This window comes from Candidatus Wallbacteria bacterium (assembly GCA_028687545.1).
Taxonomy (GTDB): domain Bacteria; phylum Muiribacteriota; class JAQTZZ01; order JAQTZZ01; family JAQTZZ01; genus JAQTZZ01.
The window spans coordinates 149,944-171,260 of sequence record JAQTZZ010000003.1 but is presented as its reverse complement, the minus strand read 5'-3'; the positions used below and the strand labels follow the sequence as shown (position 1 = coordinate 171,260).

The 21,317-nt window shown below is 50.0% G+C and carries 14 protein-coding genes; 7 read left to right on the top strand and 7 right to left on the bottom strand.

Annotated elements, in window-relative coordinates; genetic code table 11:
- From PHW04_02515 to PHW04_02490, 6 genes are all read left to right on the top strand, one after another.
- Positions 1-3,692, top strand: a 3,692-nt coding sequence (locus PHW04_02515) for a CIA30 family protein (protein MDD2714748.1), incomplete at its 5' end; no start/stop codon positions are given.
- Positions 3,685-4,872, top strand: coding sequence for a radical SAM protein (locus tag PHW04_02510; GenBank protein ID MDD2714747.1), 1,188 nt, complete (start codon positions 3,685-3,687; stop codon positions 4,870-4,872). The genes PHW04_02515 and PHW04_02510, both read left to right, overlap by 8 nt.
- Complete coding sequence (locus PHW04_02505) at positions 4,873-6,072, top strand: radical SAM protein (GenBank protein ID MDD2714746.1); 1,200 nt, start codon at positions 4,873-4,875, stop codon at positions 6,070-6,072.
- Positions 6,065-6,862 carry a radical SAM protein gene (locus PHW04_02500; protein MDD2714745.1) on the top strand — a complete coding sequence of 266 codons (798 nt, stop codon included), beginning with the start codon at positions 6,065-6,067 and terminating at the stop codon, positions 6,860-6,862. The genes PHW04_02505 and PHW04_02500 overlap by 8 nt, the downstream gene beginning before the upstream one ends.
- Complete coding sequence (locus tag PHW04_02495; protein ID MDD2714744.1) at positions 6,852-10,112, top strand: radical SAM protein; 3,261 nt, start codon at positions 6,852-6,854, stop codon at positions 10,110-10,112. The genes PHW04_02500 and PHW04_02495 overlap by 11 nt, the downstream gene beginning before the upstream one ends.
- Before the next feature lie 115 nt (positions 10,113-10,227).
- Complete coding sequence (locus PHW04_02490; GenBank protein ID MDD2714743.1) at positions 10,228-11,163, top strand: class I SAM-dependent methyltransferase; 936 nt, start codon at positions 10,228-10,230, stop codon at positions 11,161-11,163.
- Here the strand turns inward: PHW04_02490 and PHW04_02485 are convergent.
- From PHW04_02485 to PHW04_02465, 5 genes are all read right to left on the bottom strand, one after another.
- Positions 11,160-13,748, bottom strand: a complete 2,589-nt coding sequence (locus tag PHW04_02485; GenBank protein ID MDD2714742.1) for a PEP/pyruvate-binding domain-containing protein — start codon at positions 13,746-13,748, stop codon at positions 11,160-11,162. The genes PHW04_02490 and PHW04_02485 overlap by 4 nt on opposite strands.
- 158 nt (positions 13,749-13,906) lie before the next feature.
- Complete coding sequence (gene fliY / locus PHW04_02480) at positions 13,907-15,121, bottom strand: flagellar motor switch phosphatase FliY (GenBank protein MDD2714741.1); 1,215 nt, start codon at positions 15,119-15,121, stop codon at positions 13,907-13,909.
- On the bottom strand, positions 15,118-16,131 hold the full coding sequence (fliM, locus tag PHW04_02475; GenBank protein MDD2714740.1) for a flagellar motor switch protein FliM: 1,014 nt from the start codon (positions 16,129-16,131) through the stop codon (positions 15,118-15,120). The genes fliY and fliM overlap by 4 nt, the downstream gene beginning before the upstream one ends.
- A gap of 23 nt (positions 16,132-16,154) precedes the next feature.
- Positions 16,155-16,676, bottom strand: coding sequence for a flagellar basal body-associated FliL family protein (locus tag PHW04_02470; protein ID MDD2714739.1), 522 nt, complete (start codon positions 16,674-16,676; stop codon positions 16,155-16,157).
- 36 nt (positions 16,677-16,712) lie between these two features.
- Complete coding sequence (locus PHW04_02465; protein MDD2714738.1) at positions 16,713-16,901, bottom strand: flagellar FlbD family protein; 189 nt, start codon at positions 16,899-16,901, stop codon at positions 16,713-16,715.
- A 243-nt stretch (positions 16,902-17,144) separates the two neighbouring features.
- On the opposite strand from PHW04_02465, the gene PHW04_02460 reads away from it, so the two are divergent.
- Complete coding sequence (locus PHW04_02460; protein ID MDD2714737.1) at positions 17,145-17,714, top strand: O-acetyl-ADP-ribose deacetylase; 570 nt, start codon at positions 17,145-17,147, stop codon at positions 17,712-17,714.
- Positions 17,715-17,796: 82 nt separating this feature from the next.
- On the opposite strand, the gene PHW04_02455 is transcribed toward PHW04_02460, so the two are convergent.
- Together PHW04_02455 and PHW04_02450 are read right to left on the bottom strand one after the other, a co-directional pair.
- Complete coding sequence (locus PHW04_02455) at positions 17,797-19,029, bottom strand: hypothetical protein (GenBank protein MDD2714736.1); 1,233 nt, start codon at positions 19,027-19,029, stop codon at positions 17,797-17,799.
- Positions 19,030-19,135: 106 nt separating this feature from the next.
- Positions 19,136-21,301, bottom strand: coding sequence for an oligopeptide transporter, OPT family (locus tag PHW04_02450; protein MDD2714735.1), 2,166 nt, complete (start codon positions 21,299-21,301; stop codon positions 19,136-19,138).
- Positions 21,302-21,317: the final 16 nt, after the last annotated feature.

Below are 21,317 nucleotides of genomic sequence, written 5' to 3'. Positions count from 1 at the left end.
ATTTCAGGCGGGCCCCCTGGAGCAGCACTGCCGGAGGGAAGCTCTGCGAGATCGTGTCCCTCCGCTTTTCGTTCGCAGCGGATTCAGGCGCGAAACTGCCGCTTCGGAATACTGTGCTGATTGCGCCATACAGTTTCGAGCGCCGAAGCTACTGCAATCTGCTGTTTGATTTTCAGCACATCAACGAAGAGACGCTTCCCAGGCATTACTGGTATTCCGCAGGAAGCGACGCTGAACTGAAAGTGTCCGCCAATGCGACGACTGACGACAATGTAAGCGGAGCTCTCCGTGTCTCGTATACGATCAAATCAGGGGACAGCGGAAAGAACTGGGTGGTGCTCAGGCATCATGACCTTTCCAGCCCGCTGGATGCCTCAAAATATTCCGGAGTGGAGCTCTGGCTGAAATCCGACGGCAGGGGCGGGCTGTTCAGGGTCGACCTGGAGAATGCCGACGGAAGCGTGGCGAGCTTCAGGGATGAACTGATCCTGAATCAGAAGAAATGGCATCATCTGCAGATAGAGTTCGGGAAGTTCCAGGGAGCGGTCTCACTGGTCAAGGCTTTTTCATTCTACATCGGGCTGGACTGGCATCAGGCGCCCCTCTCGGGTGAAGCTTTCTTCCACGACCTGCGGAGAAAAGGCGAGAAAGCATTGACAGTCGAACGGAACGTGTATCTGGGAAACATCAGCGACAGGATCACTGAGCGCGCGAAAGAGCTGCTGCTCGCGACAATGGACGTTGAGAAATGCGTATCACTGGAGAGCGCGCTGATCACGAACAAGATCGAGGAATATTATTATCACCGCACAGGAGCTGAAGCGGAAATCGCGTATGAGAGCTGCGTGGAAGCATTGCGTACCGAACGGCTGAGCAGCGGGGCAAGGATTTTACTGATGCGGGGTTTCAGCCTGCCGTCGTTCGTGCCCGGCGTGCGGGTGAAATATGCAATCACAGGACGGGACAGCAAGGAGAACTACTGCGAATTGAGAAGATACCGCCTCGCGGAAAGCGTGGTGATCCCGGAAGGCGGAAGCGTAGGCTTTTTCCTGCGGTCTGAAGGAAGCGGAGGAGTGCTGAGGCTGATCCTGGAAGCTGCCGACGGGAGCGAATGGGTCAGCGAGCACAGGCTGGCATTGAGGACCAGGCACTGGCATTACTGGCAGGCGCGGGCAGTGGATTTCAGGCGGGCCCCCTGGAGCAGCACTGCCGGAGGGAAGCTCTGCGAGATCGTGTCCCTCCGCTTTTCGTTCGCAGCGGATTCAGGCGCGAAACTGCCGCTTCGGAATACTGTGCTGATTGCGCCTCATACTTTTTCGAGCCGGGATTATCTAAACCTTCTGTGGGATCTTCCTGAAATCAACGAAGTGACGCTCCCCCGCAGTTACTGGTTCGGGTCCGGAGCTGACGCAGAATTCAAAGTTTTTCCGAACATTGTGACAGATGGATTGGCAGGGGGAGCCCTGAAAGCCGCTTTCAGAATCAAATCAGGGGACAGCGGAAAGAACTGGGTGGTGCTCAGGCATCAGGATTTCCCCAGACCAGTCTTCGCTGGCGAACACCAGGGAGTGGAACTCTGGCTGAAATCGGATGGTCGTGGAGGACTTTTCAGAATCGACCTGCTTCAGGAAGATGGGACGATCTGTTCATTCCGCAACGAGCAGGTCCTGAATCAAAAACGCTGGCATCATCTGCAGATCCCATTCCAGAAATTCAGCGGAAAACCTGTCAAACTGATCTCTTTCTCGTTTTACATCGGACTGGACTGGCACCGTCCTCCCCTGGATGGAGAGATCATTCTGCACAATTTCCGGAGCAGGCTTGAAAAAACAGGATTATCTGAAGAGAAAATCTATCTGAACTTGTTCGAGGATTTCGAAACCGGAACAGACGAACTGGCTGATAAGTTCTGGTGGGCTTCCGGCGAAGACAGCAGCCTGTCAGTGACTCCCATGGTGACAGATCCACAGGGTGTGCAGAATTGTCTGCGGATCAACTACCGTATCGAAAGCCCTGATTTCGAGAAAAACTGGATTGTGATCAAGCATAACGATTATTCAGAACCGCAGAATCTGACTTTTGCAGACGGAGTATCTCTCTGGGTAAAGGGAGACGGCCAGGGTGGTCATTTCCGGATCAAGCTTGTGGATAACGATAAAAACGAATTTATCCATTCTGATCGCAAAATCCTGAATACTACCAAATGGCAGCAACTCAAAATTTCTTTTGATAAATTCATTGCCGGTAAACCCGGTTTTGATCTAAAAAAAGTTGCCAGTTTCGAACTCTACTTAGGTCTGGACTGGAAAAAACCACCATTATCCGGAACGGTTTATTTCAATGATTTCCGCAGACAGAAGGAACAACCTATCGCCATTGGCAGGGGCGATTTTCAGAGCTTCCATTCAGCGCAGGTTTCTGAAAAATATGAAAGCCTGGCATACAGATTTCTCTCCTCTTCCCTGATCCCGAAGCGGCAGGTGCATTTCGGCGGGAAATTGATCAACTTCACTGAATATGAAGGCCTGATCAGGCAGAAACATCCACATGTTGATGATCTCAAACGCAGAAATTTCATCGCCTTCAATGAAAAAGATACTGTGATCCTGGATTCGATGCGAAAAAACCGCTGGGGACTGGACAAGGTCGCTCTCTTCATAGAGCCGACCAACCTCTGCAATCTGCAGTGCATCATGTGCAATCACGGTGACCACAGTTTCCAGAGACCCCTGGGGGTAATGAAACTCTCGGAATTCAAACGGATCATTGACGAAATCGTGGCTGAAAAATTGAATTTATGGGAGTTTGCCCCGTTCTGGCTTGGAGAGTCATTCGTGCATCCTCAGATCGTGGATTTCTTAAACTATGCCAGTGAGGCTAAGACCAGACCTGGAACATTCCGGCATTTCAACATCCACACAAACGGTTCGATGCTTGAACGCCAGCATCTGGACGCCATTCTGAACTCCAAGCTCACTTCGATTCTATTTTCCGTTGATGCTGCCACCAAAGGAACTTATGAGAAAATCAGAGTGGGTGGGAACTTCGAGCGGGTGGTCTCCAATCTCCACTTCCTGCTTTCAGAGCGAATCAAGCGAGGGCAGGCGAGTCCCAAGCTGATTGCCCAGCTGATCGGCATGGATGAAAATATCGGTGAAATCAGGGCTTTTGCCGATTACTGGCTGTCTGCAGGATTTGAAGATCTGATCTTTGCAGGGAGAGCGGAAGACAATCCCTTTCCCAGAGAAACAAAAGTGCACCTTCTGTTTCCGCAGGTGATCAGGGATTCCGTTTTCATCAAAGCCCTTGAACCGAACGCCCTCACCAAGCATCAATGCCATCGGGAAGTGATCGAAATGCATCCCGGACTGGTCAGAAAGCCCTGCGGTTCGCTCTGGCGCATGCTGTCAGTTGCCTGGGACGGAACCGCTACAGCCTGCTGTCGTGACGATCAGATCAAGATGCCGATCGGAAATGTGTTGAAAAGTTCGCTGAAGGAAGTCTGGTACGGAGAGCCGCTGCGCAGGTTGAGAATCGCTCAGATCATGGGTAATTTCTCAGAAACCCCGAAATGCCTGGATTGTGTAAACTGGGTGAAGTACCCTCTTTCCAGGGAAGAAGTCGCGGATTATCTCAGATCAATCGGGGAAGACCGCCTGATCAATCATTTTTCGAGGCTCAGCCATGCTTGAGAGGGTAAAAATCAAAATGCAGGAAGCAACTAACCGTCTGAGTGCCAGATTATCCGGTAATTACTACCCTGACTCAATCCTGGCGGTGGAACTTACCAATTTCTGTAACTGCAACTGTGTAATGTGTACACAGTCAATGAATGCAGCCTACGGTCAACGCAAGGGATTTATGCCTCAGGCTACTGTCAGAAAAATTCTGGAGAGTGTAAGTGAGAGAAATGTAAGAATCGGAAAACTCCTGCCTTTTGGACTGGGTGAGTCATTACTGCATCCGGCTTTTCTGGAGATCCTCAAGGAAATCCTGCAGTTCAACCAGGGCCGGAAACACTTTGAAAGCATTGATCTGCATACAAATGCGATCCTGCTGGACGATAAAATTATTGAAGTCATGCTGAACTCCCCTGCTACGATCGATACCCTGAGTTTTTCACTGGATGCGGCCAGCGATGAGACATACGGAAAGATCCGCAGAAACCGTCAGCTCAACAATGCCACGGAAAACATCCGGAGATTTTTCCGTAAACGGAATGAAACCGGTCTGAAACTCCCTAAAGCCCATCTTCAGTTCATAGTGATGGAGCAGAACAGGCATGAAGCCAGGCAGTTTCTAGAACAATGGAGTGATTTCTTCAATGAACTCGGCATCCCGTTTCAAGTGAATTACGACTGGAACCCGCCGATGAGGATTGATACCATTTTTTTCAAAAGGCTCAACCCTTTTAAAAACAGTGAACTGGCTTCCGCAGAGGCTCTCCACAGGGATGTGGCGAAGGAACTGGGACTGATCCCTCCTGAAAAGCACTCTGAGACTGGCCGCATCATCGATTCCCAGGAATATATTGAACATGAGCGCCCGGCTGCACGCAGACCATGTTCCGGACCATTCAAGTACCAGAGCATCGGCTGGGATGGGAAACTCACTGTCTGCTGCATCGATACAGGCAGGGAGCTTACGATTGGAAATGTAGTCGAGACGCCGCTTTTTTCCCTTTGGGAAGGCGATAAAAACAGCTCTTACAGGCTCTGGCAGATCAAGGGAGAATTCGATAAAATGCCTAAATGCACGATCTGCCACAATCTGGATTCCCCTCAGTTATCAGACGACGAGATCACTGAATTCCTGAAAAGAAAAGGACACGCGGAACTGATTCCAATTTTTTTCGAAAGGATCTACGGTTAGATGTGGGAAAGCGAATTCAGAGATCAGTATATTCTGATCGAAGTTACAGATTTCTGTAATCTCAATTGCGTGATGTGCTCCCATGAAAACATACCCGGCCCACATTCACGGGCCAAAGGCTTCATGAGTTTCGAACAGTTCAAAAAGATCGTGGACGAACTGCCGGAAAAAAAGGTTGCTTATGGTTACAAGCTTTTCTGGCTGGGAGAGCCTTTCCTGAATCCTGACTTTCCCGCGATGCTTTCTTACTTGTACAGTAAGATCAGGAATCGGCCCGAATATATCGATTTACATACTAACGCTCACTTTCTACATGCCGACAACCGCAAACTGCTGCTTCAATGCGGTGATAAAATTCCCCGCCTCACAATCTCACTTGATGCCATCAGGCCCGAAACCTACCGGAAAATCCGCCGCGGTGGTGAACTCAAGAACGCAATGGAAAACGTGAACGCGCTGCTTGCCGAACGCGAACAGGCGGGACTTACCCAGCCGACTTTGATCTTCCAGTTCATCATCATGGATGAAAACAGGGAAGAAGCTCTGGAATTCCAGAATTACTGGAAAGAGAGGGTCATTTCCCTGAAGAAGAAGAGCGGTTTTTTCCAAAAACTGGCTCAGAATATTTTTTCCGAAAGGCTCACTGATGTAGTCTGGTTCAAACGCATTGATGTGGCACCTGAGCGAAGAGCATGGGCTGAGCGGATTTATCTGGAAACAGCTAGGAAATTCGGTCTGAAAAAAGAAAAGAACAATGAGATTGAAGTGATTGTTTCCATAGACAATCTCTGGGATTCTGAAATGAAAACTTCCGAACCGGCTATTCCGGTCTCACCAGCCACAGAGCACAATTCACTTCCCAGCCGTCCCGTCTGTTCCGCCCCCTTCAAAAGCCCCTGCATCATGTGGGACGGAACACTTACGGTCTGCTGCTTCGACCCTGCCATGCAGTATTGCCTGGGAAACTTGCGGGACAAGACATTCACTGAGCTCTGGCACGGTCCTCTGATGGATAAGTTCAGACTCAGCCAGATCAGGGGAGAATTCGATAAAATTATTACTGCAGATGGATTTCCTAAATGTCTGCACTGCACTGGCTACGACACTCCCAGAATCACCGACGAGGAAATCCGGCAGTATCTTGCAGCAACAGGCAGAACGGACGAATGGAATTATTACCTCCGGCGGCGTTATGGATAACCTGAAGCTTAATTATCTGCTGTCTCCGTATCTGACAATCGAACTTACCAATGCCTGTAACCTGAAGTGCGGAATGTGCACACTGCGCGACAAGGACCCTCTTTCTCCCAGGTTTATGGAAGAGACTGTTTTCGAGAAGATACTCAGCGGGATCTATGGCTCTCAGCTCACTTTCTCAGACCTACGCCTTTTCTGGGCAGGAGAACCTCTCCTTCATCCAAAGTTTGCGCGATTCATCCAGCTGCTGGCTTGCCGTGAGGCTGAAAATCCAAAATTCAAGCTGATTACAATGGATTCCAATGCCCTGCTCCTCAGTCAAGAAACCGCCAGCCTGCTGGTGAAACATGGAAAAGCTCTAAAGCTCTGCCTGATACTGTCACTGGATTCCCTGAATCCTGAGACTTACCAGAAAATCAGAAAGGGAGGGGACTGCCTGACTGCCATCGGAAATATTCGTCGCCTTCTGGACATCAAGGGCAGCGCCGAATTTCCCAGGATTGCAGTACAGATGATCGTGATGCGTGAAAACTTCCGTGAAGTTCGGGATTTTATTGAATACTGGAAACCCGAATTTGAAAAACACGGTCAGGATTTCAATCTGTTGGTTAATTCATCGGTAGCCGAGAAAAACGGAGTCAACCTGCGTCCTCTCACTGAACAGGACAGACCTGCACTGCAGGATGCTGCCAATCATCTTTTCACCGACACACTGATTAATTGCGGGATAGTCGGGTCAGCTGCTGAATGCAGTGTTTTTTCGCAGGGTGGAGGCCGGTATGATGAAAAATGATCTTCGTCCCTGCCTGGCTCCTTTCAGACAGCCCATGCTGCGTGTCGACGGCTCGCTGACGGTCTGCAATTATGACCTGACACTCAATCTGAAACTTGGAAATCTGAATCAGGATGGATTCGAAGAGCTCTGGTACGGGCCTGCAGTCACAAAGTTGCGCCTCTCCCAGATTACAGGAACAGGCCTTCCTGAAAAGTGCCTGAAGTGCAGGCCTGACCATTTTCTTCCCAGAAATCAGGCCCTGAAATTCCTGCATATCCTGAAACGTGAAGAACTGGCCTGGCCTTTCCTGCGCAGGATCGAAGAACCACTCAAAGTGCTGCTTGTAAATCCCAGGGTCTCTGAGAAAGCCCCGTACAAGATGACCGTGACGCTCGGCCTCGCCTATCTCGCAGCCCGGATCAGAGAAAGCTATCAGGTGGAGATCATCAACATGCCACAGCAGGGTCTTGGAGAGGACGAGGTCGTCACCTATGCCAACGAGCATAACTTCAATGTGGTGGGAATCACAGGCATGACTTATCAGGGGAACTGCGGACTCAAGCTGGCGAAACTTCTGAAAGGGGCCGATTACAGCCGGAAAATCATTTTCGGCGGGCCGTTCGCGACCCTGGCCTGCGGGGATATCCTGAAAGAACCTGCTGTGGATGCAGTAGCGCTGGGTGAAGGTGAGGAGACTCTCTCTGAATTCCTGTCTGAGATCGAAAAACCACAGCCGGATCTCTCGCGAGTAAAGGGACTTGCTTTCCGGGGGTCACTCGGTGAAGTGATTGTCAATGAACAGCGTGAACTGATCAATCTCGACAGCCTGCCTGAACCTGCTCGCGATCTGGAACCGACGCATTGTCTGATCCCTGACGACAGGGCTTTCAGTGCTGACGGGAAAGGCGAAATATCAGTGATGGCTATGTTTTCGAGGGGCTGCCCCGGTAACTGCATCTTCTGCGCATCCCCAAGATTCTGGCGGCGTAAGGTCCGCTATCGGATGCTGGATAACATTATCGCAGAAATCAAGGGAATCATCCGCGATTTCGGAGTGCGCAACATCGTGATCGATGACGATGCATTCACAGTGAACCGGAAGCTTGTGATGGAGTTCTGCGCTCGTGTAATCGAAGAGAAGCTTGAAATCCGCTGGAGGTGCAATACCAAGGTCACAATGGTGGATGAGGAAATGTTTAGATGGATGAAAAAAGCCGGCTGTGTCAAAGTCTCATATGGAGTTGAATCTGGAAACGACAATATACTGGCCATCATCGGCAAGGAGTTCAGAGTTGATGATGTGCGGCGGGCTTTAGCTTTGAATCAATTGACCGGACTTACAGGCACCATGCTGATGATAGTCGGACATCCCTATGAAACGGAAGAAACTGCCCTGGACAGCCTGAGGCTGGTGCAGGAACTGAAACCTGAGGGGGGGTGGGATTTTCAGATCATGCAGCCACATCCGGGTACTGCCTTGCGTGAGAAATTCGCTAAAGAAACCGGAAGATTACTGACTGACGACTGGGACGAGTATTTCTCGGACAACATCACCTATCTTCCGGAAGCTTTCACACCCGAAACTTTCCTGGAGCTCTGCCGCAAGGTGACAGGCAGGCCGGTGAAATACGCAGGCGATGATTACAACCCTCAGAAAAGCTATCTGGCTAGGAATCGCTATTACATCGAAATCCCTCCCCAGCAATGGGAATACGGTTATTTTGACGAATGGCCCCTTTATTACTGGGATGGTGACGACACCTGCAAAGAGGGGTATACCCATACCCTGGGCAAGAATCACGGCGAAATCAACTATTCCTTTGCCTGCCCGATTCCGGTTGAAGCTGTGACAGCGATCCGGATCAGGGTCAGGCTTTCCTCACAACACGACCGGGAAAAAAGCCTGGTTTACCTGTACTTCAACCAGACTCTGGCCGGGAACAAACTGGTGGCTGAGAAGTCGCTCTGCGGCGAGGAATATGTCTTTGAAATCAATCCGGGAACTGTGCGGATCGACCCTCTGAAGAACGAGCTTAAATTCAAACTTTTCCCTGAAAGCCAGGATTTTGGCATCAGCATTTTCTATCGGCCGCTCAGAAGAGGGGGTACTGAAGCAGAAACGCCGATCATAGTGGAATTCGATCTCTTGGAAGGTTTTGAAAAATCCGAATCCCAACCTTTGAAAAAAAAACCCGGGATTTTCAAGCCGATCCCGCTCCTGATCCTTGATACCGCGAATTTCTGCGATCTTCGCTGCATCATGTGCCCGATCGGGTTTGAAGCAGATAAAAGGGAAAAGCGGATCATGAATTTTTCCCTGCTGGAGAAAATCATCTCCGAACTCATCTCTTATGATTTCAAGCTGGCAGACGCGATTCTCCCCTTCTGGAATGGTGAACCCCTTATCTATCCGTATTTCATCGACATGCTCCAGTACCTCCACAGGAGCCGTAAACGCAGCTTCAACTGCCTGATCCTGCACACCAACGCCCAGCGTCTCTACCCCGAGATTTCCGAATTCATGGTGAGGAGCGGGCTGTTCGGCTCAGTCACCTTCTCCCTGGACGCAAGTTCACCTGAAACATACGCTAAAATCCGCGTGGGCGGAGAACTCGGAACAGCAGAGGGCAACATCCGGGAATTTCTGAAGATGAGAAAACTGCATTCCAGTTTTCTTCCCACAGTCAATCTGCAGTTCCTGGTAATGACGGAAAATCACCGCGAAGCTGCCTCTTTCATCACCCGCTGGAATGAATTCTTCCGCTCGCTCGGATTGCCTGAACCGGCACTGGTCTATGATGATTTCGTACCTCCGAAAAGCGATTCCATTTTCATAAAACGCACCACTGCGGCGAAATTTTCCGATCAGCCAGGCTATGATGAACTGCACAGGAGAACCCTGATTGATCTCAAACTGATCGAAGAAAAAGTGCAGAAACCAGTCACAAACGACGAATGCCTGCCTGCGGCCGCAGGAACTGAAGCTCCAGTCCGCCGTCCATGTGTAGGCCTGTTCGAAAACCTGGGAGTGCGCTGGGACGGCCAAGTTTCGGCCTGCTGCCGCGATTTCGGCGCAGCCAATGCGATCGGCTCTGTCTGGGACAAGAGTCTTCTGGATCTCTGGGAGTCAGAGGAACTCAAGCAGCAACGGCTTTGCCATCTCAACTCACAGTTCGACCGGCTGCCGCTCTGCAAAAACTGTCCGAATCAGCCCAATCACAGGCTGTCGGGCGATGAGATCCAGAAGTATTTGAAATACATTTCTTAGCTCATATTCATCTCAATCTGCGCTGAAGATAAAGTTTCCGACCCTCTGGACGGGACTAGCTGTTTCTGATAAGCTGGAGAAGTTTTACTCAAACCTGAAATATTTCGAGTAGAAGATGAAAATAAAAGATAATTTCATTGCACCCAGGAAAGTCCGCCTCTGTTACAGCATCACAGGCATTTCCAGTTTGGCCGGGATCGAAGATTACACAGAGGGGATCTACAATGGAAACCCGGACGAAGATTACTGCATCGCTCAAAAGCGGCAGCATGAGTATCTGCTGGACGAACTCGGCGCAGGACCAGGTTTCAAACTGCTGGAAGTCGGCTGCGGACTCGGCACTCTTCTGAAAGTGGCACGCGGCAGGGGTGTAAATGCAACAGGCATCACCATTTCAGAGGATCAGTGGATCAGGTGCCGCGCCCAGGGTCTGGAAGTGCTGCTCGTAAATTATAAAAATCTTCCTTCAGACTGGAAAGGAAGATTCGACGGAATCATCGCGAATGGAGCGCTGGAGCATTTCTGCCAGCCCGAAGATGCTGCGGCAGGACTGCAGGACTCGATTTATCAGAGCATGTTCAGAATTTTTTTTAGCCTGCTGAATCCCGCTTCCGCATGCAGGAAGCTGGTCACCACAGCCATCCATTTCCGCGGGATTCCGGTTCCGCCGGAAAAATTCCTGAATAACCCTCTCCTGCAGATCTTTGATAAAACCGGTCTCAATTTTTCAATCCTGCATCGCGGTTACGGTGGATACTACCCGAAAGAAGGGCAACTGAAACATTGCGCCAGTGGAGTTTTCGACATGCTGCACGAGGCAGATGGTACTCTAGACTATCGCTTTACCACTGAAGAATGGTACCGGAAATTCAGCAGGGTTTACCTTCACAACCTGCGCTTCAACAAAGCTCTGTTCAGGCATTTCATGCTGAACCCGATTCATACGCTCTGGTTCATGGCGAGCTTCATCGGCCCAGCATCACAGCTCTGGCAGTTCAGGGGAGATCCCCCGCCGGTTCTGCATCTGCGTCATACCTGGCAGGCAGTCTAATCCAATATCTCCACGATTCCATGATCCGCATCCAACCTGATCATTTGCCCGGTTTTGATGATTCTGGTGGCAGGACCGACGTTGACCACTGTAGGTATGCCGTATTCCCTGGCAACAATGCAGCCGTGAGAAAGCATGCCTCCCAGATCCATCACGATTCCCGCCGCGTTCAAGAAATATGGTGCCCAGCCCGGGTCAGTGAAAGGCGCTACCAGGATTTCACCGGGTAAAACTCGTTCTTTCAGATCTGATTTCAGGATAACCCTGGCTTTTCCTGTTACAATTCCCGGCCTGATCACCAGCCCTTTAAGGACTCTGCCGGTGGGAACTTTTCCCAGCTGCATTTTTGCAGGGTTGAATCTTCCCACAACCACTGCCGGCGGAGACAGTTTGTTATTTCCCTCGTATTCGAGCCTGCGCTGCCTGATAAGTTCTGCAATATCCAGATGCGAGGTTCCGTTTACCAGTGCCTCAAGTTCGGTCAGGAAAAGGAAAAAAACATCGTCCTGTGCCGTGAAAACCTTGCGCTCAGTCAACCGTTTTCCAAGTTCCAGCGCGGCAACCCTCGTGTAAGCGACACCGCGGACGAGCTCTGATTTGATGTTTTCCCTGAAACGCAGGCCAAAGCCTGCCTTATGAAGGAGAATGCGGAAAATCTGCCGCAGCACCGGATTCCTGAGCTTTTCCAGGCATTCGATGAGTGTCTTTTTCTTTTCTCTGGCTGCTTTCCTGTAGAATCCGCCGTTTTTCTCCTGTGGATACGACAGAATCAGGTCAAGGATAAATTCAGGCTCCTCGTACCACCGGGGGTTGTGAAGATCGATCTCGCCTCTGCTGTGATGCCCGTGCTTTGCCATGAAGTCCTCAAAGCGGAGCAGAAACTCAGCCCCTCCTGAAAGACTCGCGATGCGCCCTGTTTCGCTGATTTTCACCAGTTTCAACTCTTTCTCAAGCTCAGGGTGCTTTTTGACTATCCGGGAAAGCCGCAGGAGAGCCAGCCCGGATTCGGCAGACTGGATGCCGCCTGAGGCAGACAGCAGACGGTTGAACAAAACACCGTTGTCTCCAAGGAAACGGCGGCAGAACTCGCGCAGCTGATTGAAACAGGTCATGCCAAGCAGGGCGGCTCCTATCCCGTCAGTGTCGTGATATGGAATACTGTTGAAATTGCGCAGGAAATCGATCAGAAAGACATCCGTTGCTTCTGGCCAGTTCAGCTTCTGCAAATCCTGGAATTTATTATTGATGCGATGCAGCAGGCTGACTGATTTTTTCTCGGTCTGGCTGAGCATCCAGAAAAGGAATCCCGGCAGTCTCAGCAGAGCCTTGATAGGGCTAAATCTGACTGCAGGCATGTCCGCAGGGTTGAGTTTCAGCAGTCCTTCCTGATGAAAGCGCTCCTGCTGTCCGCCAAACACTTCTTCCAGGTTCAGCCGTGTCAGGCCTGGAATGCTGTTGATAATTGAAGCCATGGTATTGATATTGAAATAAACCCGGCCTGCCACAAGTCCGATAATTTTAGAAGTATCTACGCTGCAGCCGATGTTCCTGAGAATCATTCCAAACAGTTTCTGGATAAAATCCTGCACCAGGGACCAGGTGAGAGGAGTGACAACGTCAGGCAGGACTTCCCCGGTATTGGCGTTGGTCCAAATCTGCCTGTCTTCGAGAGGATCATATGCTGATACAGCGGTGACAGGCCTGGACTGGAGCAGAAAAACCTCACACTCTGTCGTGGCCCATTCCAGATCCTGTGCAGACCCCAGCTTGATCTCTATTTTAGTGGCGATTTCAAAGAGTTTTCTTACCTGGATATCGTCCAGGCAGAGAGCCGGTTTGAGTGAGGATTCTGCCAAGCCGGCTGGAAATTTCGTTCCGGCACCAGAGGCATGGTATTCGATGACTTCCCCTCCCGTCTTGGTAAGCACGATTCTGTCCGGGTCAATGGAGCCTGAAACAACAGCACATCCAGAGCCCCAGCTGCCCTCAATCACGATCTGTTCCTTACCGCTGACAGGATCTATGGTAAAGAGCACGCCTGAGGCTTTGGCGTCCACCATTTTCTGCACGATCACAGCCATCGCTACCCGCAGGTGAGAAATCTTTTTCATGACCCTGTAACTTACAGCCCGCTCTGAAAAGAGTGATGCCCAGCAGGAACGGATTTTATCGATCAGTTCATTTTTCCTTACTTTCAGAAAAGTATCATACTGCCCGGCAAAGGATGCTCCCGAAAGATCCTCGGCTGTTGCGCTGGAGCGCACTGCATAGGAATCAGCACCAAGCAGTTCCAAGGCTGCCATGACTTCCCGCTCCAATCTTTCCGGAAATGGGGCAGTTTCAATTTCCAGGCGTAATTCATCAAGTTCCTCTGTGTGGTCCATCCAATCAGAGTCCAGCGAGTCCAGCAGTTTCTGATGCGCTTTGAATGCCACGCCCGCGGCTTCCAGGAAAGCCTCAGTATTTATGCAGAAACCGGCCGGGACCGGGAAACCGGAGTTTATCAACCTGGAAAGATTCCAAGCTTTAGAGCCGACCAGCGGAAGATCTGATTCAGAGATTTTATCCAGGGTAATTACAAGCATGATTCTATCATATCAGAAAAGAGTAGAGACCTGCTATTGTAAAGGCGCGCCATAGCGCACCTCAACAATGGCAGGCCATGGTTAGTGGACTGTAACGTCAAAGAACTTATGTTACAGTCCACAAATCACTACAATGGGAATGCTTTAAGGGTAACAAACTAAAAATCGACCATATTAGTCAGCCGTTCACTGGCAGATGTAATCGTTGTGATTCTGATACCAAAATTTTCATCAATTACAACGACTTCCCCCTTGGCGATCAGTTTGTTGTTGACGAGTACGTCCACAGATTCCCCGGCCAGTTTTTCCAGTTCGATCACTGAACCTGAGCCGAGTTCCAGAATCTCTTTAATTTTCATCTTCTTGCGCCCCAGTTCAACTGTGAGCTGCAACGGCACGTCCATCAGAAGGTCAATGTTGCTGGGCACATCCCTGGATTGTTGATACTGGATCTGGGTGAACGGTGCAGGCCTGATTTCCGGCTGCTGACTTACTTTACCTGTGCTGCCTATCGCCTGGGGTCCGCCCGGCAATGGAGGCGGTGCTTTTACCGGATGAGGCGAAACTCTGGGCGGCTGTGGCTGCATGGGGAACTCCCCGGACTGGAGACTTTCCGTGACAGGAGGCGGCATTTCCACTTTCGGCATTTTGGGGGTGATCCTCGCCTCCAGCTGCTGCTTGCTGTCTATCCTTGTTTTATTAAGGCTCGACTGGAAATCATTATAATCATTGTCCGTAAAGATCAGGTAGGATTCAGAATCCAATAGTTCACCAAGTTTGAGCCGCAGGCTAAGAAGACGGATGTCTCCAATAATGGAAAGATCAAGCGATTCGAAAGATCCAACTTTGGTTTTACCGGGCATGATTTCAACAGAACTCCCGATCAAGGAACTGATGGAATTGGCTGAAGAACCCATCATCTGGTTGAAAGCTTCATCGATCGCCGAGAGGTAAATCTCGTTGATCTCTTCGGGAGGAGAAGTGCCGTCTGTTCCCATCATCATGTCGGCAATCACAGCCACAGATTCCTTTTTGATCAAAAAATGGAATCCACCGCTCAGATTTTTTTGGAACTCAATAAAATTGTGGGAAAAGTTCTGCCCGGCAAGAAGTGAAGCAAGCCCCGTTTCGGACTCGTTTTTAATTTCCTTCAGTGAGAAACTGAAGCTTGTGTTGAGAATGGTGGAAACGACTGTGGAAACAGTACTCAACAATGATTCAATCACTTCTCTGAATTTTTCTTCGTCATTTGTATCCAGAGGTGCCGGCTCCGACCCGGAGGAGGTCCTGGAGCTTGCGCCGTCATCCGAGCCCGGCATGCCACCGCTCAACAGAGCATCTATTTCTTCCTGACTCAGCATTTCTTCGCTCATAGCTTGAGCACCTCCTCTTCATCGTTCTTGACCGTCTCTTCAATCACAGCTCCTCTGAATTTTCCGACTACACCGGGGCGAGCAGAATATTTGACCGAATTGCCGATCTTAATATTTATCGGTTGATTGATCTTTTTATCGAGGATTATGATGTCTCCGACCTTGAGACCCAGCACATCCTGGAAAGAGACCGTTGTAGTGCCGAGTTCGGCAATCAGTGGAATGTTCACATTTTTCACTTTTTTTTCGATTGAAATGATGTCTTCAGACGAAGCCTCTGGCTTCATTGGCATGAACCAGGACTGTGTGGTAAGTTTGCTGACGATCGGTTCAAGCACTAAATATGGAATGCACAGATTCATGATGCCTTCCACTTCTCCAACATTGACCTGGAAGCTAACCAGCAGGACCATTTCAGATGGAGACACAATTTGGGTGAATTGCGGGTTGCTTTCGATCAACTCCAGCCTGGGCGAAATCTCGATCACCTGGAACCACGATTCTTTCAACAGATCCAGGATCTTGACAAGCAGCCTCCTCATCACAGCTTCTTCGATTTCCGTCAGGATACGGATTTTTTCCAGGGTTTTCCCTGTCCCTCCGAACAGACGGTCAAGCATTGAATAAACGATGCCGAGATTGGTTTCCAATACACCGCTGCCCGCGAGAGTTCCCAGATTAAAAACACTGATCATGGTAGGATTGCTGATGCTGCGGATGAACTCTTCGTAAGTGATCTGATCCACGGAAACAATTTCCACACGCACCAATGCGCGGAGCTGGGTGGAAAGAAAGTTGCTTGTCAGATGCGCAAAAGTCTCATGGATTCTGCTGATTGTCCTGATCTGTTCCTTTGAAAATTTATCAGGACGCTTGAAATCGTAAATCTTGATTTTCCGCTGCAGTTTTATAGCTTCCTCTTCTTTCTTCTCTGCCGCTGCATTGGAATCACCGCTTGAAATCGCATTCAATAATGCATCAATTTCATCTTGTGAGAGGGTGTCGGGCATGACATTATTTCCTTATCTTGTCTTTATTTTGCGAAAAAATTCAGAAAATGAACATCAACCACCTGCGGTGGTGCATTAAATCGGAAAAAAGAGGCCCTTACTTTCAGATGCGGGGTTAAGACTTCGTTAACGGATTCCAGGATTTCCCTGTGCAATTCTTTAGAGGCGAATGACTCATTGGCTTCTCCGAGATTTTTCGAAGTCAGAATCCTGTTGACACTGTCACGGATTTCACCCAGATTTTTCGACACCAGATCAGCCATTTTCAAGTCGGAAAGTCCGAGCTCAATTTCCGCCTTGATGATACCCTGATTGTCCCTTGTAGAAACCAAAAACTCCTTCAATCCGTATGTGGCGACAACTGGAGGCCTGCCGGAATTGACTAAAACCGCTGCCTGCTTGTTGGACATGAAGGTGATCGTGACGATGCAGATACAGGTTATTGCAAGGATCAACAGTATTCCGGCAATCCCGAACAGCAGGATTTTATTCAGAGGACTTATCTTTCCGACTCCCAGTACTGTATTTTTTTCCTCATCCGCCATCTGGACCTCCTAAATCTTATTCACCGGACAGAGTCGTCATTCTCCCTGAAAAATTGCATCTTTGTATTCCCTGATTTTCGTTATAATTCCCACGATGTCTTCTTTGACAAGCAGTTTTCTGCCTGACACGAAAGTCAATACGGTATCCGGGGTATGTTCTACCATCTCCACCAGCTCCTCGTTGACAAACAGATTGGATCCGTTGAATCTCGTCAATTTTATCATCGCAACGTAGATTTCCTTTCTCGCTGTCTTCTACCTATCGGCTTTTTCCCTGTCATCCAGAATCCTTCAGACCAACAGCCGCAATTCAAAAAAAATCGGAATTCCTGCCTTTCAAGCTTTTCCGTACTTGTTATCGGAAGGAAAGCCAAAACTTTAACAGGCCATTTTATTTTCTGAATTGTTCTGCTACACTGTGATTGTGAAGAAGGCTCTGACAAAACTCAATTTTCTTCAAGAGGATCTATGAAGCTTATGATAAGGGACACCCTCCTGCGCTTGAAATCCGGGGATCTCACGAAAGAGAGGATTGAAGCGATCGTGAATGCCGCTAATTCCAAGCTCTGTGGAGGAGGAGGCGTGGACGGGGCCATCCATCAGGCAGGCGGTCCTGTGATAGACGAGGAATGCGAGAAAATCGTAGTAATGCAAGGCGGCTGTCCGACCGGAGAAGCGGTCATCACCATGGCAGGCTGGCTGCCGGCAAAATATGTGATCCATACAGTAGGCCCGATCTGGCAGGGTGGGAATGCCGGTGAAGAAGCGCTGCTGCGGAATAGTTACAGGAATTCGCTGAGGCTGGCTTCCAAGAATGGGATCCAACGGATCGCCTTCCCTTCAATCAGCACAGGTGTCTATGGTTACCCGCCGGAACTGGCAGCCCCTGCTGCCCTGGACGAGACCATGCTCTTCCTCAAGGAAAAACCAGGCCGTTTCCGTGAAGTGGTGTTTGTTCTGTTCACAGCTGAAATTCTGAAACTCTTTGAGGACTCCCTGACCGTTCTGGCAGGGAAATACAAAGTAAAAGTCCGCTAGGAAAGCGCGCAATTCCTGAAATTCATCCCCAGTTAGAACCCATTTCATAAGTCTGCGTCACCGCAGACTTATGAAATGGGTTCTAGTACTTTTTCCAGAAATATGCATCCAGCACAGGCCGGTCGTTTACTATCTTCCAGTGATTGTCCGAGAGGTAGGACAGGGTTTTCCCGAGCAATGCAACTGTATTCGGATAAACCGCGTGAAAAAGAATAATACCCCTGCCGCGCCGATCCAGTTCCTTTTGGAGAATTGAAAATGTCTTGTCCGGATCTTCTTCCAGCCAGTCCCGGCTGTCGATGGTCCAGCCCAGCGTGATCAGACCCAGGTCGCTGAATAGATATTTAACGTAATTATCCGGAATAATATCCATCAGCGGCCGGATAAAAAGCGGGTCCTTGTGGGTTAGATTCATGATCCCGCGCGATTCCCTCTTGACCCTGTCGAAGACCTCGCGGAAACTGGATTGAAGTATTGTATCATCCTGGTTTTCCTGGCTGAATCCCAGAATCGCAACCCTGATGTCCGAACCTGTCTGGAAGTGAAGCAATCTTTCCGGAATTCCGTTGTAGAGCTGAAAGAAAAAGATTCCGGGAATCAGGTTCTGATCCAGGAGATTGTATAATTCAATCACTCCACGCTCGTAGCAGGGTTTTTCGAAATCAAAGATCAGGAGAACTTCTCCGGTATTCAGGAACGAGTCGTCCTGGCTGAGGATGGGTGTCAGGCCGTGCAGATATTCGACTGAATTGAAGCGTTCATTGACAATTGTGCTGAAACCACTCTGGTCCCGCCTTTTCATTCTCTCGGCATCACTTTCATGGCCGAAGAAGTACTTGCGTTCGATCAGAGCGGCGATCCGCTTGTCCTGCCTTGGTTCAGGAGTACTTTCGCACAGAACTGCAACTTCCTCGATCGCCCTGACCCTGGTGTCGGCAAGTTCAGGGGTGTGCCGCATCCCTGAGAGATACTTGGCGTTGTATTCCACGAGCTCCCTGAAAGCCGTGTAATTGATCTGCTGCCTGCTTTTTTGGAAAAATTTCAGGAATCCACCCAATGTAACAGAGGGGTTTGCCTCGATCATGGACAATATCTCGCGCCTGTAATTTTCCACCTGCCTGCGGCAGTAAATTCCGGCAATGTAGACTTCCCGGTAGGATTTCCATTGCGACCTGTCAATTCCCAGGGCCTGATCTGAATAGTATTTGAGTGTCTGCCAGCAGTCGTTGTAAGACGCAAGCAGGGACTCGAAGTCGGATTTGCCGGCAAAGGCGGTTAATGAGCAGAACAGGAGAAATAAAATGATGATCTTCATGGAATCAATCTACCAGAATTTTCATGGCTGGTAAAATTCAATTTTCAGGTCTAAAAAAGCAGAGACACGGTTTAACGTGTCTCTGCAATGAGTTTACTAAAAAGAATTACTTTTTCGCTTTCGCCGGTTCCTCAACCTGAGCATTCCTGTATAGGAAGTACATCAGAATCAGGAATGGGATGAAAGCAAACCAGACCGCGTCTGCCAGGTTTTCCGTGTATCCGATCCAGGTGGAAAAGCCGGCCATCTTGTCGTAGAGACTGATATTGCCGTCCACCCCGAAGCCGGTGAGTGCCGCGAGGAATACCCCTGTGATCGCTCCGCCTGCAATATAACCGGACGAGAGCAGCACTCCTGGTGAAAACTCCGCCTCAGCTTCGCTCATCCGCTTCTTCCGGTCCACCAGAAATCGGATCAGCCCGCCGGCCATGATTGGAGTGGAACTGGAAAGAGGCAGATAAAGCCCGACAGCGAAGGGCAGAGAGGATACACCAACGAGTTCCATCATCAGGGACAGGAAAACTCCGAGCAGCACCAGTCCCCAGGGCAGTTTGCGGGTGAGAATGCCGTCGATGATCATGGAAAAGAGCCTGGCTTTGGGTGAATCAAGCTTGGTCGACTTGACGATCTTGCCGTCTTTATTGGTATATTCCGTGACCACTCCGGCGATACCCGGATCCACCAGGTACACAATCTTGCCTGATTCATTGATCAGATATTTTCCGATCGGCACGTCTGCGGTTACTTCCTGGACAAAGTGGATTTTATATAGATTGCTGTCTCCAGCCGGCCCTTTCATCTCAGGTGTGCCGGGAATCACCGGGGCGACATAGTTCGGGTATTCCCTGGGTACGATCGTGGTGTACGCATCATTGAGGGTCATCACAGTCCAGCCGATGAAGAGCGCGCTGGTGATCACGCCGACCATCAGGCCCAGCTGCTGGTATCTAGGAGTTCCTCCGACCAGAAATCCTGTCTTCAGGTCCTGGCTGGTGGCACCGCCGTTGGAAGCTGCCACGCAGACGATGGCTGCTGTGGCCAGCGCCATTGCTCTGTAGGAGACTCCGGTCCAGCCCGCCATCAGGAAAAGCAGACAGGTGATCAGCAGGGTCGCCACAGTCATTCCGGAGATAGGGTTGGACGAGGAACCGATTTCCCCGCAGATTCGTGACGATACTGTCACGAAGAAGAATCCGAAGAGCACGATCAGCACCGCGGAAACCGCGTTGATTCCCAGGTTGGGAGCGAGCCAGATTGCAGCTACCAGACCCAGGGATCCGAACACCACTATGTTCAGGGAAAGATCCTGTTCAGTACGGGGGACGTTCTGACTTTTTCCAGGGTTTTTCCTGGAATCCACGAATGTCTTGAAGCCTGCCATGAAAGCTGAAAAGATCGTAGGCAGGGAGCGGATCAGGCTGATGATACCGCCTGTAGCCACAGCTCCGGCACCAATATACAGGATATAGGCGTTCCTGATTTCATGAGGAGACATGTCTTTGATGAGCTTGACTGCAGGAAACATGATCTCATTAATTCCTGATCCGAAGATCTTGATCATCGGGATCAGGATCAGGAATGATAAGATACCTCCTGCCATCATGTTGGCCGAAATTTTCGGACCGATAATATAGCCAACGCCCAGAAGTTCGGGAGACACTTCAGCTCCGAATGATCCGCCCTTTAAAAATCGCAGCAGAGTTTCCGGAGTATCCAGCCAGAGTTTTGTTCCGCAATTGAGGAACTTGTACAATGCCGCCAGTCCGAATCCCAGGAAAACCGTCTTGGCCTGTGATCCTCCCTCTTCGCCTACAATCAATACATCAGCGCAGGCTGTGCCTTCCGGATAGGTCAGTTTCCCGTGTTCTTCAACTATCAGTCCGCGCCGGAGCGGGATCATCATCAGCACGCCCAGCAGGCCGCCGAACAAAGCCACCAGAAAAATGGTCAGAATTTTCATATCCTGTCCAAGCAGCAGATAGACCGGCATGGTAGTGGCGATTCCGAAAGCCAGGGATTCGCCGGCTGATCCGGTGGTCTGCACGATGTTGTTCTCCAGGATCGTGGCTTTTCCGAAGAGCCGGAAAAGTGTGATGGATAGAACTGCCACCGGGATGGAAGCACTTACAGTCATGCCCACTTTCAGAGCCAGGTAGACGCTGGACGCCGCAAAAACCACTCCGAGAACTGCACCCAAGACAACGGCACGGAGCGTGAATTCAGCCGGTGATTTGTCGGGAGAGATATAAGGCTTGAAATCGCTCTGAGACATTAAAGTTCCCCCTTTG